General features: G+C 63.6%; 16 protein-coding genes. 9 read left to right on the plus strand and 7 right to left on the minus strand.

Translation table 11 applies throughout. The features are described from left to right. Position 1 precedes the first annotated feature (1 nt). The 6 genes from AVHM3334_RS20875 to AVHM3334_RS20900 are packed head-to-tail and all read left to right on the plus strand — an operon-like array spanning position 2 to position 3,492. A complete protein-coding gene (locus tag AVHM3334_RS20875) occupies positions 2-571 on the plus strand; it encodes an RNA polymerase sigma factor (RefSeq protein ID WP_284415416.1) in 570 nt (189 codons plus the stop codon). Further along, complete coding sequence (locus AVHM3334_RS20880) at positions 568-1,014, plus strand: DUF3619 family protein (protein WP_284415417.1); 447 nt, start codon at positions 568-570, stop codon at positions 1,012-1,014. Before AVHM3334_RS20875 ends, AVHM3334_RS20880 begins: the two co-directional genes overlap by 4 nt. Before the next feature lie 16 nt (positions 1,015-1,030). Continuing rightward, positions 1,031-1,900, plus strand: coding sequence for a DUF3106 domain-containing protein (locus tag AVHM3334_RS20885; protein WP_284415418.1), 870 nt, complete (start codon positions 1,031-1,033; stop codon positions 1,898-1,900). A 6-nt stretch (positions 1,901-1,906) separates the two neighbouring features. After that, positions 1,907-2,452 (plus strand): RDD family protein, encoded by a 546-nt coding sequence (locus AVHM3334_RS20890; RefSeq protein WP_284415419.1) that lies wholly within the window; start codon positions 1,907-1,909, stop codon positions 2,450-2,452. A 58-nt stretch (positions 2,453-2,510) separates the two neighbouring features. Continuing rightward, a complete protein-coding gene (locus AVHM3334_RS20895) occupies positions 2,511-2,906 on the plus strand; it encodes a diacylglycerol kinase (protein WP_284415420.1) in 396 nt (131 codons plus the stop codon). Beyond that, positions 2,899-3,492, plus strand: a complete 594-nt coding sequence (locus tag AVHM3334_RS20900; protein ID WP_284415421.1) for an LOG family protein — start codon at positions 2,899-2,901, stop codon at positions 3,490-3,492. The genes AVHM3334_RS20895 and AVHM3334_RS20900 overlap by 8 nt, the downstream gene beginning before the upstream one ends. A 61-nt stretch (positions 3,493-3,553) precedes the next feature. Here AVHM3334_RS20900 and AVHM3334_RS20905 read toward each other — a convergent pair whose 3' ends face one another. Further along, positions 3,554-3,892 (minus strand): P-II family nitrogen regulator, encoded by a 339-nt coding sequence (locus tag AVHM3334_RS20905; protein WP_092743842.1) that lies wholly within the window; start codon positions 3,890-3,892, stop codon positions 3,554-3,556. A gap of 62 nt (positions 3,893-3,954) precedes the next feature. Continuing rightward, positions 3,955-5,607, minus strand: coding sequence for an NAD+ synthase (locus AVHM3334_RS20910; protein ID WP_284415422.1), 1,653 nt, complete (start codon positions 5,605-5,607; stop codon positions 3,955-3,957). Between the two features lie 413 nt (positions 5,608-6,020). On the opposite strand from AVHM3334_RS20910, the gene AVHM3334_RS20915 reads away from it, so the two are divergent. Then, positions 6,021-7,349: a GNAT family N-acetyltransferase gene (locus AVHM3334_RS20915; RefSeq protein WP_284415423.1), complete on the plus strand. Its 1,329-nt coding sequence runs from the start codon at positions 6,021-6,023 to the stop codon at positions 7,347-7,349. Positions 7,350-7,492: 143 nt separating this feature from the next. On the opposite strand, the gene AVHM3334_RS20920 is transcribed toward AVHM3334_RS20915, so the two are convergent. From AVHM3334_RS20920 to AVHM3334_RS20930, 3 genes are all read right to left on the minus strand, one after another. After that, positions 7,493-8,002: a chemotaxis protein CheW gene (locus AVHM3334_RS20920; protein ID WP_284415424.1), complete on the minus strand. Its 510-nt coding sequence runs from the start codon at positions 8,000-8,002 to the stop codon at positions 7,493-7,495. A 176-nt stretch (positions 8,003-8,178) separates the two neighbouring features. Beyond that, positions 8,179-8,820 carry a 3-oxoacid CoA-transferase subunit B gene (locus AVHM3334_RS20925; protein WP_284415425.1) on the minus strand — a complete coding sequence of 214 codons (642 nt, stop codon included), beginning with the start codon at positions 8,818-8,820 and terminating at the stop codon, positions 8,179-8,181. Between the two features lies 1 nt (position 8,821). Further along, entirely contained in the window at positions 8,822-9,637 is an 816-nt protein-coding gene (locus AVHM3334_RS20930; RefSeq protein ID WP_284415426.1) for a CoA transferase subunit A, read from the minus strand. 67 nt (positions 9,638-9,704) lie between these two features. On the opposite strand from AVHM3334_RS20930, the gene AVHM3334_RS20935 reads away from it, so the two are divergent. After that, positions 9,705-10,277 (plus strand): PAS and helix-turn-helix domain-containing protein, encoded by a 573-nt coding sequence (locus AVHM3334_RS20935; RefSeq protein ID WP_284415427.1) that lies wholly within the window; start codon positions 9,705-9,707, stop codon positions 10,275-10,277. A 225-nt stretch (positions 10,278-10,502) separates the two neighbouring features. Next, entirely contained in the window at positions 10,503-11,258 is a 756-nt protein-coding gene (locus AVHM3334_RS20940) for a hypothetical protein (protein WP_284415428.1), read from the plus strand. Between the two features lie 109 nt (positions 11,259-11,367). Here AVHM3334_RS20940 and AVHM3334_RS20945 read toward each other — a convergent pair whose 3' ends face one another. Beyond that, positions 11,368-12,648, minus strand: a complete 1,281-nt coding sequence (locus tag AVHM3334_RS20945) for an NAD(P)/FAD-dependent oxidoreductase (protein WP_284415429.1) — start codon at positions 12,646-12,648, stop codon at positions 11,368-11,370. 174 nt (positions 12,649-12,822) lie between these two features. Next, positions 12,823-15,081 carry a catalase/peroxidase HPI gene (katG, locus tag AVHM3334_RS20950; protein ID WP_284415430.1) on the minus strand — a complete coding sequence of 753 codons (2,259 nt, stop codon included), beginning with the start codon at positions 15,079-15,081 and terminating at the stop codon, positions 12,823-12,825. Positions 15,082-15,401: the final 320 nt, after the last annotated feature.

The raw sequence follows: 15,401 nt of genomic DNA on the forward strand, positions 1-15,401 counted from the left end.
CTTGGCCACTGAACAAGAACTCTCCAATTTCCTCAAAGGCGTAGAAAAACGAGCGTACAAACGCTCGCTTTATCACGTACGAAACGAGGAATCGGCACTGGACATCGTTCAGGACAGCATGCTCAAACTGGCCGAGCATTACGGCGATAAGCCTGTGGCCGAGTTGCCCATGCTGTTCCAGCGCATTTTGTCCAATTGCACGCTGGACTGGTTCCGGCGGCAGAAAACGCGAAACGCGCTGTTTTCCAGCATGAGCGATTTCGAAGGGCCTGGAGACGACGGCGCAGATTTTGATCTTCTGGAAGCTTATTCAGGACCGGAAGGTGGGGAAGCAGCACAGAGCGCAGAAGACCTGACACGGCGTGCTCAGGTCTTTCATAACATCGAGGCAGAAATTCAAGAGTTGCCAGGGCGTCAACGGGAGGCGTTTTTGATGCGTTACTGGGAAGAGATGGATGTTGCGGAAACGGCGGCGGCAATGGGCTGCTCAGAGGGCAGCGTCAAAACGCACTGTTTTCGTGCCATCCAGACCCTCAGCAAAGCACTGAAGGCGAAAGGAATCGAACTATGAATCATCAGTCTCCTACCCATCCCGCAGAAGTGGCCGCAGAGCGTTTTGCGCGTCGAGTCGCAACGCGCCTTACCGATGGAACCGCCGAACTTCCCTACGATATTTCCGAGCGGCTGCGTGCCGCCCGGGTACAGGCCCTTTCGAAGCGCAAGGTGGTCGCTCCTGTCAGACAGACGGCGCCCGCGGTCTTGACCTCCGGCAGCAGTGCCGTGTTGGGCTGGGGCGGCGAAGGTGGCGGCTGGTGGCGAGCGTTGATGTCTGCGGTGCCGATTACCGCTTTGCTGGTGGGGCTGGTGGTCATCAACGTGGCGCAGGACGAAAAAGGCGTGAATGAGGTGGCAGAGGTCGATGCCGCTCTGCTCACCGATGATCTCCCGCCCTCTGCCTACGCCGATCCAGGATTCCTTCAATTCCTCAAGACGTCCTCCAGCCAAAATCATTGACCGACCTGCCGACTGCATGCCCGCCAGCCCTTTGGATGCCCCCCGCCTGATGCCAGCCGCCGTGCTGGCTTTCGTGTTGCTGGGCGCGCTCGTCGTTGGCGGCTGGCAAGCATGGACTCAGGTCGGCATGGCGCCCGTGGCGCCGCTTCCGGCAGAGGCGCTGGCCAGCAAACACACAGCCCGCGGACCCGAGGTTCTGCGGGTGCAGGATCCGGACAGCGCAGGATCGGGGCCGGCTTGGCAGTCATTGACGGCAGCCCAAAAAGAAGCGCTCCGCCCCCTGGCGGCCCGTTGGGCCATGCTGAGTGAAGCACAGAAACGGCGTTGGATCACCTTGTCTGCCAGCTTCCCGACCCTGTCGCCGCAAGAGCAGGAAAAAATGCTGGGTCGCATGGCTGACTGGGCCAGTCTCAGCTTGCAGCAACGCAGTCAGGCCCGGCTGAATTACGCGGCGACAAAGAAATTGTCCGTGGATGACAAGTGGGCTCAGTGGGAGGCGTACCAAGCGCTTCCTACAGAAGAAAAGAAACAATTGGCGGCCCGGGCAGCACCCCGCCCCACTGGAGCCGCCACGGCAATCAATCCCGTGCCCACCCGCAAACTTGCGCGTGTGCCGGCAGCGACCGTCGCCAATGCGAATCGCCCCAATCCGCCCAAAATTCCGCCCGTGGGTGAGTTTCACCCCACTCAGGCTTTGCCCGTCTCCGCCCCAGCCAGGGGCACTGCCTTTGCCGTAGAAACGGCTCCGGTCGCGGTGCCCACGGCCGTTCCTGCGCCGTTGGCGCCATTGACTGCGACAGAATCTGCGGCAGAAGTTTCGCCCGCAACACCGCCAGCACCTGCAGCCGCGCCGGTCGACAACGGTCCGATTCATCCGCCGCAATAACGTCGCATGCCTGTTTCCACGCCTCAAAGCGCCCTGGCCGCTCAGGAACGACGGACGGCAGCGATCAACGGCACCACGCCGTCGCTACGGCGCCGAATGGCATGCTGGCTGTACGAAGGCATGCTGATGTTCGGCGTGGTTTTCATTGCGGGCTATTTGTTCGGCACCCTCAGCCAGACCCGCAATGCGTTGGACAACCGGCATGCGCTGCAGGCTTTTCTCTTCGTGATTTTCGGCATCTACTTCGTCTGGTTCTGGGCCAAGGGGCAGACGTTGGCGATGAAAACCTGGCACATCCGCGTTGTAGACCGCACCGGCAAACCGATTACCCAGACGCGTGCGCTCGGCCGATATGCTTTGAGTTGGTTATGGTTTCTTCCCCCCCTGGCGGCGATTGCACCGTTTCAGTTGTCAGGCAGCGAATCAGCGGTGATCGTGCTGGGATGGGTGATCGTCTGGGCATTGCTGAGCCGCTTTCAACCGGAGCGGCAGTTCTGGCATGACGTATGGGCAGGCACGCGGCTTGTGCATTTCGCGCACGCCAAAAAGTAAGGTCACCCTCTCCCGCCGGACTGCGAGTTGTCGTCAGGCCCGGCGAAAATGGCCATCTATGTCCGCGCCTTTCACACCCCACCCCCACAAAGCCCGCACCGGCCTGCATCGCATCTGGCACGCCGGGCACTACTCCATGCAGGGCCTGCGAGCAGGCTGGGCTGAGAAAGCCTTTCGCCTGGAAGCCTGCATGGCGTTCGTGTTGCTGCCCTCAGCGTTGTGGCTGGGCCGAGGCTGGGTAGAGGTTGCCCTGCTTGCCGGCACGGTCATGTTGGTTCTGATCACCGAGTTACTCAATTCAGGGATCGAGGCGGCAATCGATCGCATCGGGCCGGAATTGCATGAGCTGTCCAAACGCGCCAAGGACATGGGCAGCGCGGCTGTCCTGTTGAGTTTGCTGCTGTGCTCAGGTGTTTGGATCGCAGCGTTGTTTCAGAGGTTGTTTCATGGCTGATCCGTCTTTTTCCTTGTGCGTTTATTTGGGTTCCCGTCCTGGCGAGAACCCTTTGTTCGCCGAATCGGCCATTGCCACGGGCGAATGGATCGGCCGGCACGGCGGCCAACTGGTCTATGGCGGCGGGCGCAGCGGATTGATGGGAACGGTGGCCGAGGCCACGCGGCGGGCCGGAGGCCGTGTTGTCGGCGTCATTCCCCAAGCGCTCGTGGACAAAGAGTTGGCCAATCGCGACTGCGACGAGTTGCATATCGTCGAGACGATGCACGAGCGCAAAGCCATGATGGCAGAGCGCAGCAATGCCTTCCTGGCTCTACCCGGTGGCATCGGTACGTTCGAAGAGCTGTTTGAAGTGTGGACATGGCGCCAGTTGGGCTACCACGACAAGCCCATTGGCCTGCTGAATGTCGATGGCTACTACGACGGCCTGCTGGCCTTCCTGCAGACCAGTGTGGCGAGCGGCTTGATGAGCGATTGGCAGATGGGGCTGTTGACCGCATCTACCGATCTGGATCAGCTGCTTCAGTCCGTGGTGGAAGCGGCTGGCACCCAGACAGGACAGATCCCGCTGCGTACAGTGATCTGAGCGCGTTGAAAAGGAAGACAGGCGCCGACCGCACGGTCGGCGTTGCCCGGAAAACGTTCGGTCAGACGGCCGCTTCGTCGAGATCACCCGTGCGGATGCGCACCACGCGCTCCACAGCGGTCACGAAAATCTTGCCGTCTCCGATCTTGCCCGTGCGCGCCACGTTCACGATGGCGTCCACACAGCGGTCCACGTCGTCGGTCTTCACGACCACTTCCACTTTCACCTTGGGCAAAAAATCCACCACGTATTCGGCGCCGCGGTAGAGCTCGGTATGGCCTTTCTGACGGCCAAAGCCCTTGACCTCGGTGACGGTGAGGCCTGTGACGCCGCACTCGGCCAGGGCTTCGCGGACTTCTTCGAGCTTGAATGGCTTGATGACGGCGGTGATCATTTTCATGGCAGAAACTCCTGGGGAAGGTGAAATGCAGGGCACAGCGCAGCCGGGTCGGCAACGAACGATCAAGCCCGGAAACGGCTGGTGATGGGGTAGCGCCAGTCCTTGCCAAAACTGCGGCGGGTGATGCGGATGCCCACCGGGGCCTGACGGCGCTTGTATTCGTTGAGCTTGATCAGGCGTGTCACGCGCTCGACATCGGCCCGTTGATAGCCGGCGTCCACGATGGCATCGATCGGCTCGTCGTTTTCCATGTAGCGCGCGACGATGGCGTCGAGTACCTCGTAAGGAGGCAGGCTGTCCTGGTCCTTCTGGTCTGGGCGCAACTCGGCGCTTGGCGGCCGCGTGATGATGCGCTCGGGAATGGGTTGCGCGCCCGTTCCGTACGGATCGTTCGCGTTGCGCCACCGCGCCAGTGAAAACACGGCGGTCTTGGCCACGTCCTTGATGACAGCGAAGCCGCCGGCCATGTCACCGTACAGCGTGCAATAGCCCGTCGCCATTTCGCTCTTGTTGCCCGTGGTGAGCACCACCGAACCGAACTTGTTGGACAACGCCATCAGCAAGGTGCCGCGGATGCGGGCCTGCAGGTTTTCCTCGGTCGTGTCCTCGGGCAGACCGGCAAACTCGTCGGCAAGCGCGGCCTTGAAGGCCTCGAATTGCGGGGCGATGGAAATCTCGTCGTACCGAACGCCCAGCCGCTCGGCCATGTCGCGTGCGTCGATCCAGCTGATGTCTGCGGTGTAGGGTGACGGCATCATCACAGCACGCACCTTGTCCGCACCGAGCGCGTCCACGGCGATGGCAAGCACCAGCGCCGAGTCGATGCCGCCCGACAACCCGAGCAACGCGCCGGGAAATCCGTTTTTCCCGACGTAGTCGCGCACGCCCAGCACCAGAGCGCTCCACAGATCGGATTCAAGGGGCGGCAGTGGCGCCACGTCGGCGCTCAACGCCACCGTACCCTCGGATGATTCGGCACGGATCGAAAAGCGGGTTTCTTCAAAACCAGAGGCCCGCCCCGCCACGAAACCATTGGCCTGCAGCGCGAACGAACGCCCTTCGAAAACGACCTCGTCCTGGCCACCGACCAGATGCGCATAGACCAGCGGCAAACCGGTTTCGGCCACCCGCTCGCGCATGATCTGCTCACGTTCTGCGCTTTTGCCGAGGTGGAACGGCGACGCATTGATGGTGGCCAGCAATTGCGCACCCGCCTCGGCTGCGCGGCGCGCAGGCCCTTCGAACCAGGCGTCCTCGCAGATCAGCAATCCGATGCGCAGACCTTCCACTTCGAAGACGCAAGTGCCGTCGCCAGGCAGGAAGTAGCGGCGCTCGTCGAACACGTCGTAGTTCGGCAGTTCCTGCTTGGCATAGGTCTGCTCGATCACGCCATTGCGCAGCACGCTGGCCGCGTTGTGGCTCAGAACATCAGCGTCTTGCGATGCGCGCTGAGGATGGCCGACGACGATGGCCAGTCCTGGCAGAGCCGCCGTCTCGCGCGCCACCAGGGCCAAAGCGTCATCGCAACCCGCCAGAAATGCGGGACGGAGATAGAGGTCTTCCGCGGCATAGCCGCACAGTGCCAATTCGGGCGTGAGCAGCAGGCGTGCGCCTGCGGCATGGGCTTCCTGGGCGCAGGCGATGATCTTGCGGGCATTGCCCTGCAGATCGCCCACCACGAAATTAAGCTGGGCGACGCTGATGACGAGTGGCATACGGGGATGGAAAAATGACTCGGACGATTATGTCACCCGCACTCCGCCCCGGCAGTGCCGGGGACACAAGCCCCGGGTTATCCCCGTTCACCCTGGAAAACCTTGTGGATAAGTCGTGGTCTGGTGTGTAAGGCGCGCCCAAGTCGTTGTCGGCGCTGAAAAAATATTGCCGTGCTGCCTATTTACTGAGAAGTCAGTAACTTGGGGAACATTGATCGCCTCGAAAACCGCATGAATGCTGGCTTTCTTGTCTTGGCGTGCTCGGCAAGTTACCGTCTTATGAGTAAGCAATCACGCATCCACCTTCCCGTCCCCTTTCCGCTTCCCCTTAAGCCAGTTCCATACCCGCCCAGCCCACGCCAGTCTCCGCTTTGGGCGATGATGGCGGCTGCCTTCCATCTGCAGTACCCACCTTGCCTACGCCCGACGACATCGCCTACGTTCTTCGCCTGCACCCTTCCCCCGCTGACGTGGACGCCAAAGCGTGGGACGCGCTGCTGGAGTCTCAGCCGCATGCCACTCCCTTCATGCGGCACGCTTATCTGGCGGCGCTGCACACCAGTGAAAGCGCCGTTCCGGAAACGGGATGGACGCCGGTGTTCTGCACCCTCTGGCGCGGCGAGGCGCTACATGGCGCCTGCGCGGTCTATGTGAAGCCCCATTCGTATGGCGAATACGTATTCGATCAAGGTTGGGCCGGCGCCTATGCACGCCACGGCATGGAGTACTACCCCAAGGCCGTGGTCGCCGTGCCCTTCACCCCGGTCCCGGGAGCACGGCTGCTGGCCGTGGATGCAGCGGCCAGGCAGGCGCTGGTGCAAGCCCTGGTGCAATGGTGTGAAGAGGCGGGACTGTCCTCGTTGCATTTGCTCTTCACGGCGCCGCAGGATGTCGAGGCCGCGCAGGCCGCAGGGCTGATGCTCCGGCACACGGTGCAGTTCCACTGGAAGAACGAAGCCCCTGCGCTCGCAAGCAGCGCCGCATCTCCGTTGCCCCCGGACAAGGCCTCCGACGCCGGGTTGGCCAGCCCGCCTGAAGCCGAGCCGGGCGCAGCAGGCCATGCGGATTCGACGCCGCTCCAGCGGGGCACACCCTTCGAGTCTTTCGACCACTTCCTGTCCAGCCTGTCCCAGGACAAGCGCAAGAAGATCCGGCAGGAGCGCCGCCGGGTGGCCGATGCCGGGGTGACGTTTCGCTGGGCCCGGGGCACCGACATCACCGAAGCCGATTGGGACTTTTTCTACCGCTGCTACGAGCGCACCTACCGCGAGCACGGCAACCCGCCCTACCTCACGCGGGATTTCTTTCACCGCATGGCGGCTGATATGCCCGATGCCTGGGTGGTGTTCATTGCCGAGCGGGAGGGCCATCCTATTGCTAGCAGTTTGATAGCTGTCGGCACAAGCAGATCTAAGGCAGGAGGCCCAAAAGAGTCCGAACTCGTGGCTTTCGGGCGCTACTGGGGCGCGCTGGAGCGGGTGGACTGCCTGCACTTCGAAGCGTGCTACTACCAGCCGCTGCAGTGGTGCATAGCCCACGGTGTGCACCGCTTCGAAGGCGGCGCCCAGGGCGAACACAAGATGGCCCGGGCGCTGTTGCCGGTTCAGGCCACGAGCGCGCATTGGCTGGCGCACCCGGCGTTCGCGGAAGCGGTGGATCGTTTCCTGGAGCGGGAAGGCGAAGGCGTTGCGCAGTACATGGAAGAACTGCAGTCACGCAATCCGTTCAAGGCGGCTTCATAAGCCAAGCCCTGCACGGACGGTGCTGCACGGGGCCTGGCCTGGCCTGACCGTGCATTACCCATCAAAAAGCCCTCCAGTGCAATAAACACTAGGGCATATAGCTATTAAAAATATAGCAAACCAACACCGATGCCCATCCGCCATCAAGGCGTGGCGACAGACCGCATCAAGCCCATTTCAGAACTGCTGAGCAAAGACTCGATGTCCATGACGATGAGCATGCGCTCGCCGACGGTGGCGATGCCGGTGACGAAGGCCGAGTCCACCTCGCCCTGGAACTGCGGTGCGGGGCGGATGGATTCAGGGGGCAGTGGAACGACGTCGGCCACCGCATCGACGACGGCGCCCATCACCGTGCCACCGACATTGAGAATGATGACGACCGTGAAATCGGTGTATTCGGCCTGAGCGCAACGCAGCTTCAGCCGCATGTCGACGATGGGGACGATCACGCCGCGCAGATCGATCACGCCTTTGATGAAGTCGGGCGCGTGGGCCATGCGCGTGGGCTGCTCGTAAGAGCGGATTTCCTGGACGCGCAGGATGTCGATGCCGTATTCCTCCTGGCCCAGGCGAAAGGTCAGGTATTCCGCTGCATTGGCAGCAACGCCCGCAGCATTGCGGGAAGACGAGGAAGCGGGGGTCGACAGCATGTCAGGGTCCTTACAGAGCGGAGTTCGGCACGGGCAGACCCAGTCTGGCACGCGCGGCAAAGGGGAAGCATATCAGCCAACCTGTTACTTATGCTGACATTTTCCCGATTCCACCGCGTCAATGAAGGCCATTGCTGTGCTAGATAGCACAGCAATGGCTCTGACCCATCGGATCTTCAGGCGGGCAGCAGCGTCACGCCGGTCTTGGCCTGCAGAGCCTCGAACGTCACGCCCGGCGCGAGTTCCACCACCTGCAGCCCCTTCGGCGTCACATCCATGACGGCCAGGTCGGTGATGATGCGATCCACCACGCCCACACCCGTCAGGGGCAGCGTGCATTCGGGCAGGATTTTGAGGTCTTCGGTGCCGTCCTTCTTGCGGGCCACATGCTCCATGAGCACGATGACGCGTTTCACGCCGGCCACCAGGTCCATGGCGCCGCCCATGCCCTTCACCATCTTGCCGGGGATCATCCAGTTGGCCAGATCGCCCTTCTCGCTGACCTGCATCGCACCCAGGATGGACAGGTTGATCTTGCCGCCGCGGATCATCGCGAACGACTGGTCGCTGCCGAAAATCGACGAGCCCTTGATGGTGGTGACGGTCTGTTTGCCCGCGTTGATGAGGTCGGCATCCACCGCGTCTTCGGTGGGAAACGGGCCGATGCCCAGCATGCCGTTTTCGGACTGCAGCCACACTTCCTTGTCGCCGGTGAAGTTGGCGACCAGCGTGGGGATGCCGATTCCCAGGTTGACGTAGAAGCCGTCTTCGAGTTCTTGCGCCGCGCGCGCGGCCATCTGGTCTTGGGTCCAGGGCATCTCAGGCTCCTTCTTGCTTGTTGACGGGCACCGTGACCGTGGGCACGGTTTCGCTGGTCGCGGCGGCGGCCTGGGCGATCACGGCCTGGGCCTCGACCTTGGCGGCGACGGCATCCACCGGGGCGGCCGTGACGGTGCGCTTTTCGATGCGTTTTTCGGGGTTGGGGTTGTGCACGATGCGGTGCACATAGATGCCGGGCAGATGCACGTCGTCCGGCGCGATATCGCCCGTCTCGACGACCTCCTCCACCTCGACGATGCAGACCTTGCCGGCGGTGGCGGCAGCGGGATTGAAGTTGCGCGCGGTCAGGCGGAACTGCAGGTTGCCGGACTTGTCGGCGCGCCAGGCCTTGACGAGCGATACGTCGGGCACCAGCGAGCGCTCCATCACATAGGTTTCGCCGTCGAACTCGCGCAGTTCCTTGCCCTCGGCCACCATGGTGCCGACACCGGTCTTGGTGAAAAACGCCGGAATGCCAGCACCGCCAGCGCGCAGCTTTTCGGCCAGCGTGCCTTGGGGGGTGAATTCCAGTTCCAGTTCGCCGGCCAGGTACTGGCGCTCGAACTCCTTGTTTTCGCCCACATAGGACGAGATCATCTTCTTGATCTGGCGTGTCTCCAGCAGCTTGCCCAGGCCGAAACCGTCCACGCCCGCGTTGTTGGAGATCACGGTGAGACCCTTGGCGCCCGAATCGCGCAGGGCATAGATCAAGGCCTCGGGAATGCCGCAGAGGCCGAAGCCTCCCACCGCCATTAGCTGACCATCGGCCACGACGCCCTTGAGCGCCTCGGCCGCGGAAGGAAATAACTTGTTCACACCTGTCTCCTGTCAATGATGGGATGGACCGCCGTACGATACTACGTAGTTCTCCCTAAATACTTCCATGGATGTAGCCGATTACCGCCTTGCTTTCGAAATGGCTCCGGTCGGGCTGGTCATCTCGCGCAATCGCACCATGGTGGATTGCAACCGCCATGTGTGCGAGATGTTCGGCGCCTCTCGCGAGGTGCTGATCGGCCAGTCCTTTCGCATTCCGTACCCCAGCGCCGACGAATACGAGCGCCTGGGCAAACGCATGGAACCCATCCTGAATGCGCGCGGCCACTACGCCGACAACCGCATCATGAAGCGCGCCAATGGCGAGGTGTTCTGGTGCCACGTGTCGGGCCGGGCGCTCAATCGCGAAGCGCCCCACGAGTCGGGCATCTGGAGCCTCGAAGACCTGAGCTCCCTGCGGCCCGTGAAGGCCGAAATCACCGGCCGTGAGCGCGAGGTGGCGGCGCGGCTGCTGGAGGGCCTGACCTCCAAGGAGATCGGCCGGACCCTGGAGATCAGCCACCGAACGGTGGAGATCTATCGCGCACGGCTGATGCGCAAATACGGCGCCTCGACCGCGGCCGACCTGGTGCAAAAGCTGATGGCGGGTGACGGTGGGGGTTGGGTAGAGGCGGGCTGACGGTGATGGTGCTCGGCCGTTAACACTTGCTTGCGCTTGTGCTCCCTGGGTGGGGTATCGCCACACGCCGGCCGAAGTTACCGTTTGCACCTTCTGAATGCCCACCACTTTCCATCCATGGTCAAGAGCTTTTCATCTTTTCGCACGGCGGCTGCTTTCGCGGCCTTTGCCGCTTTCAGTGCCGCATCCCTGACCGCCTGCGGGGGCGGCGGAGGCGGTGGCGATGTGACGACACCGCCTGGCACTTCGCCAACGCCCGCCCCGGCACCCGGTCCCTCTCCGGCACCGAGCCCTGCGCCAAGCCCGGCCCCGGCGCCTGCACCCTCCAGCGGCGCCAGTTCCGCAGCCTGCTACAACGCAGCGGATTTCAACGAAGGCACCGTGCTCGTCGAAGAAGGCCTCACGAAGATGGACGGGCAGCCCGACCTCACCACCGTCAGCACGACGACCACGGGAGGCCGGCAGGATTTCGCGGGCGCGAGACCGGTCATGTTCACGCCGAAGTCCACCGGCTCCTTGGGCGAGAACCGGCTGTTCCGCGATCGCACGAGCAGCAGCGAACTGGCGTATGGCCTCATCTCCGACACCTCCACCCAGGTGTTGACGCAGGTCTACGATCCACCGGTGTCCACGCCTTTGGACATGCAGCCTGGCCAGACCGTCAAACGGGACCACAAGAACCAGTTCACGATCGTGGCCAAGGCGGGCTCGGGGACGACGTCGCTCAGCGAAACCGTGGAAGACCAGTTCACGTACGTTGGCAGGGAGTCGCTGCAGACGGCCATGGGCACGCTCAACGTCTGCAAATTCAACAACGACTTCGTCTCGGAGGGCGCCAGCGGGCGCGTCGTGGCCAACATCCAGACCTGGGTGGTCGCCGAAGGCCCTTACCAGGGCCGTACCGTCAAGATCGCCAGCTCCAGCTCCAACGGCAGGCCCTCCACTTACGAGGTGACGAAGATCACCTATACCCCAAAGTAAAGGCGCAAACGCGGACTCCAGCGCGCCAGCGGGCAGCCGGGTTGGAACCGGCTTGGGCTTGGGCCTGGCCCCGCCTGCCCTGCCTGCCACGTCTGCTGCGCAGGCGCGCTCAGTGGAGTTTGAGCCGCCCCGACACGCGCTGCTGCAGCAGCCGCGCCAGGGCCAGCACGGCCGTCTTGCCCAGGCCCAGGATGGCGCGATGGTGGTTCAAGTGCAGCGAGATGTACATCCACTTCGCGATCAGGCCCTCGACGAAGAAGTTGCGACCCATCAGGCCACCCATGAGGTTGCCCACGCCCTTGTTGTCGCCCAGCGATACCAGCGAGCCGAAGTCGCGGTAGGCGAAGGGCTCGGTCACCTCGCGTTCGCGCAGCATCGCACCGAGCACCTTGGCCAGGTAGTCGGCTTGCTGGTGCGCTGCCTGGGCGCGGGCGGGCACGGTCTTGCCGCCCTCCCAGGGACAAGCTGCGCAGTCGCCAAAAGCGAAGATGCCTGGCACCGAGGTGCGCAGCCGGTCGTCCACGACGAACTGGTTCAGCCCGTTCACGGCCAGGCCCATGCCGGCGTTCGCCTCGGCGGCCTTGATGCCTGCGGCCCAAACGATCATCTCGGCGGGAATGCTGCCTTCCGTGGTCACCAGGGCACCGCGGCGCACTTCGGTCACGCGGGTGCCGGTGCGCACATTGACCTGTTTGCGCTCCAGCGCCAGGCGGGCCTGGGCGGAAATCTTTTCGGGCAAGCCGCCGAGGATGCGGGGGCCCCCTTCCACCAGCGTGATGTCGAGCCGAAAACGCTGGCCGGTGCCCAGGCTTTCCTGGATTTCGGCATGGGCCTCCAACAGTTCGGCCGACAACTCCACACCGGTTGCGCCGCCGCCCACGATGGCCACGCCCAGCGCGCGGCTCTCGGAGAACGAGGCCCGTGCGCACGAAGCCAGCCAGTCGGCATGAAAGCGTTGCGCATCGCGCACGTTCTCCAGCAGGTAGGCATGCTCCACACCCGGCGTGCCGAACGCGTTGGAGCCGCTGCCGATGGCCAGCACCAGGCGGGTGTAGCTCACCGTTCGGCGGGGCACGGCGACCTCGCCCTGGGCATCATGGATTTCGGACAGCGTGATGCCCTTCTTTTCGGCATCGAGCGCCGCCATCTTGCCCATGGCGAAGCTGAAATGGTTGCGCCGGGCCAGCACGGTGTAAGACAGCCCTTCCTGGTGCGCATCGAGCGTGCCAGCCGCCACCTCGTGCAGCGTGGGCTTCCAGATGTGAAAGGGGCTGCGGTCCACCAGCAGCACCTTCTCGCGCCCCAGACGGGGCCCCAGGCCGCGGCCCAGGCGGGCCGCCAATTCGAGGCCGCCCGCGCCGCCCCCAACGATCACGATGTCGAAATGCATTCCATCTCCCGCTTTTTGTGCGATGCAGCAGTTTAGGCGGCGACGGCAGGCCGCGCGGCCAGAAAGGCCGCTTTACCGGACGCCCCTGCGAAAAAGCCCGCGACCTGGGGGCGCGGGCTTTATGAAAGGCGGCGGGCGGTTCGGGCAGAACCGCCGTGCTCCGACCCGACCAAATCAGGCCAGATCGAACCGGTCGAGCTGCGTTACCTTGGTCCACGCGGCAACGAAGTCGTCCACGAACTTGCGGTGCGCATCCGCCGCGGCATACACCTCGGCCTGGGCGCGCAGCAGCGCATTGGAGCCGAACACCAGATCGACGCGCGTGCCGGTCCACTTCACTTCACCGGTCTTGCGATCGCGACCTTCGAACACACCGGCATCCTGGGCCGAGGCTTTCCATTCGGTTCCCATGTCGAGCAGGTTGACGAAGAAGTCGTTGGTCAGCGCACCGGGCGTAGGGGTCAGAACGCCGTGGCGCACGCCCTTCGCATTGATGTCGATGGCGCGCAAGCCGCCCACCAGCACGGTGAGTTCCGGCGCCGTCAGCGTGAGCAACTGGGCCTTGTCCAGCAGCAGCACTTCGGCCGGCACGCTGTAGCGGCGCTTCAGGTAATTGCGAAAGCCATCCGCGACGGGCTCGAGCACGGAGAACGATTCCACGTCGGTCTGGTCCTGCCGGGCGTCGGTACGGCCCGGTGCGAACGGCACGGTCACTTCGACTCCGGCCGCCTTGGCCGCCTGCTCCACACCGGCAGCGCCGGCCAGAACGATCAGGTCGGCCAGCGAGATGCGCTTGCCGCCCGCAGCCCCGCGGTTGAAATCGGCCTGGATGCCTTCCAGCGCCTGAAGAACGCGGGCCAGTTGCTCCGGTTGATTGGCGTCCCAGTCCTTTTGGGGCGCCAAGCGGATGCGTGCTCCGTTGGCGCCACCGCGCTTGTCCGAGCCGCGGAAGGTAGAGGCCGATGCCCACGCCGTGCCCACCAGTTCGGAAACGGTCAGGCCCGAAGCCAGCACCTGCGCCTTGAGGGCCGCCACATCGGCCGCTTCCACCAGCGGATGGTCCACCGCGGGCACGGGGTCTTGCCAGATCAGCACTTCCTTCGGAACTTCGGGGCCGAGGTAGCGTGCACGCGGTCCCATGTCGCGGTGGGTCAGCTTGAACCAGGCGCGGGCGAAGGCTTCGGCGAAGGCTTGCGGGTTGTTCAGGAAGCAGCGCGAAATCTTCTCGTAGGCCGGGTCCATGCGCAGCGACAGGTCGGTCGTCAGCATGGTGGGCAGGCGCTTTTTCGTGGGATCGTGCGCGTCGGGAATGGTGGCTTCGGCATTCTTGGCCTGCCACTGGTGCGCGCCGGCCGGGCTCTTGGTGAGCTCCCATTCGTGCTTGAACAAATTCTCGAAGAATTCGTTGCCCCACTGCGCTGGCGTGCTCGTCCAGGTGACTTCCAGCCCGCTGGTGATCGCGTCGCCTGCCTTGCCGGAGCCGAAGCTGCTGGCCCAGCCCAGGCCCTGGTGCTCCAGGCCCGCGGCTTCGGGCTCGGAACCGACGTGGTCGGCCGGGCCGGCGCCATGCGTCTTGCCGAAGGTGTGGCCACCGGCGATCAGCGCCACGGTTTCCTCATCGTCCATCGCCATGCGGCCGAAGGTTTCGCGGATGTCGTGCGCTGCGGCGATCGGGTCGGGGTTGCCTTCGGGGCCTTCGGGATTCACGTAGATCAGGCCCATCTGCACGGCGGCCAGCGGGTTTTCCAGGTGGCGGCCCTGGCTGTCGGTCCGGTCGCTTTCCTGGCCGTGCATGGCGGGGTCGGCCACCAGCGTGCCGTCGCCCGGCGTGCCCTTGCCGTAGCGCGCATCGCCGCCCAGCCATGTCTTTTCGCTGCCCCAGTACACATCCTGGTCAGGTTCCCACGTGTCTTCACGGCCACCGGCGAAACCGAAGGTGCGAAAGCCCATGGTTTCCAGCGCGACGTTGCCGGTCAGCACCAGCAGGTCGGCCCAGGAGATTTTCTGGCCGTACTTCTGCTTGATCGGCCACAACAGGCGGCGTGATTTGTCGATGTTGACGTTGTCGGGCCAGCTGTTGAGCGGCGCAAAACGCTGCTGCCCCCGCCCTGCCCCGCCGCGGCCGTCACCCGTGCGGTAGGTGCCTGCCGCATGCCAGGCCATGCGCACGAACTGCGGGCCGTAGTGGCCGAAGTCGGCCGGCCACCACTCCTGCGAATCGGTCATCAATGCGCGCAGGTCTTTCTTCAGGGCTTCGTAATCCAGGCTGCCGAAGGCCTCGGCATAGTTGAAGGCGCCGCCCAGCGGATTGGACTTGGACGAATGCTGGTGCAGCAGATCGACGCGCAACTGGTTCGGCCACCAGTCCTTGTTGATGGTCCCGCCCGTCGCGGAGGCGGAATGGAAAGGGCACTTCTTGGTCTCTTCGGTCATGGTGCGATCCTAGCGGCTGTTGGTGGGTGAATGCTAGAGATCGGCATCCACCGTGAACAGCCAATTAATCGCATGCGAGGCATAGTTTTTTTTAACCGTTTGTCCACACGCCTCAAAGTCCCCCGGCAATGGACCGCGCCCTGTGGCGACCATCGATGCCGAACGCCACGTCGGTGATCCAGTTGTCGGGGGAATCTAGCTGTGATGTCTCAATAGGTTGTTCACCCGAATGGGTCTGGGAAACTGGAGTTAACACGCTTCAGAGTCACAGAGGGATCCCACCGGATGAACAGCCATAAGAATGCCAGATTGACATTGGA

Origin of the sequence: Acidovorax sp. SUPP3334 (assembly GCF_030159055.1) — a bacterium.
GTDB lineage: Bacteria > Pseudomonadota > Gammaproteobacteria > Burkholderiales > Burkholderiaceae_C > Paracidovorax.

Coding starts and splice junctions, on each gene's coding strand:
- AVHM3334_RS20890 (WP_284415419.1), top strand. CDS start 1,907: ATGCCTGTTTCCACGCCTCAAAGCGCCCTGGCCGCTCAGGAACGACGG.
- AVHM3334_RS20945 (WP_284415429.1), bottom strand. CDS start 12,648: ATGCATTTCGACATCGTGATCGTTGGGGGCGGCGCGGGCGGCCTCGAA.
- AVHM3334_RS20880 (WP_284415417.1), top strand. CDS start 568: ATGAATCATCAGTCTCCTACCCATCCCGCAGAAGTGGCCGCAGAGCGT.
- AVHM3334_RS20895 (WP_284415420.1), top strand. CDS start 2,511: ATGTCCGCGCCTTTCACACCCCACCCCCACAAAGCCCGCACCGGCCTG.
- AVHM3334_RS20900 (WP_284415421.1), top strand. CDS start 2,899: ATGGCTGATCCGTCTTTTTCCTTGTGCGTTTATTTGGGTTCCCGTCCT.
- AVHM3334_RS20935 (WP_284415427.1), top strand. CDS start 9,705: ATGGATGTAGCCGATTACCGCCTTGCTTTCGAAATGGCTCCGGTCGGG.
- AVHM3334_RS20920 (WP_284415424.1), bottom strand. CDS start 8,002: ATGCTGTCGACCCCCGCTTCCTCGTCTTCCCGCAATGCTGCGGGCGTT.
- AVHM3334_RS20885 (WP_284415418.1), top strand. CDS start 1,031: ATGCCCGCCAGCCCTTTGGATGCCCCCCGCCTGATGCCAGCCGCCGTG.
- AVHM3334_RS20905 (WP_092743842.1), bottom strand. CDS start 3,892: ATGAAAATGATCACCGCCGTCATCAAGCCATTCAAGCTCGAAGAAGTC.
- AVHM3334_RS20910 (WP_284415422.1), bottom strand. CDS start 5,607: ATGCCACTCGTCATCAGCGTCGCCCAGCTTAATTTCGTGGTGGGCGAT.
- AVHM3334_RS20925 (WP_284415425.1), bottom strand. CDS start 8,820: ATGCCCTGGACCCAAGACCAGATGGCCGCGCGCGCGGCGCAAGAACTC.
- katG (WP_284415430.1), bottom strand. CDS start 15,081: ATGACCGAAGAGACCAAGAAGTGCCCTTTCCATTCCGCCTCCGCGACG.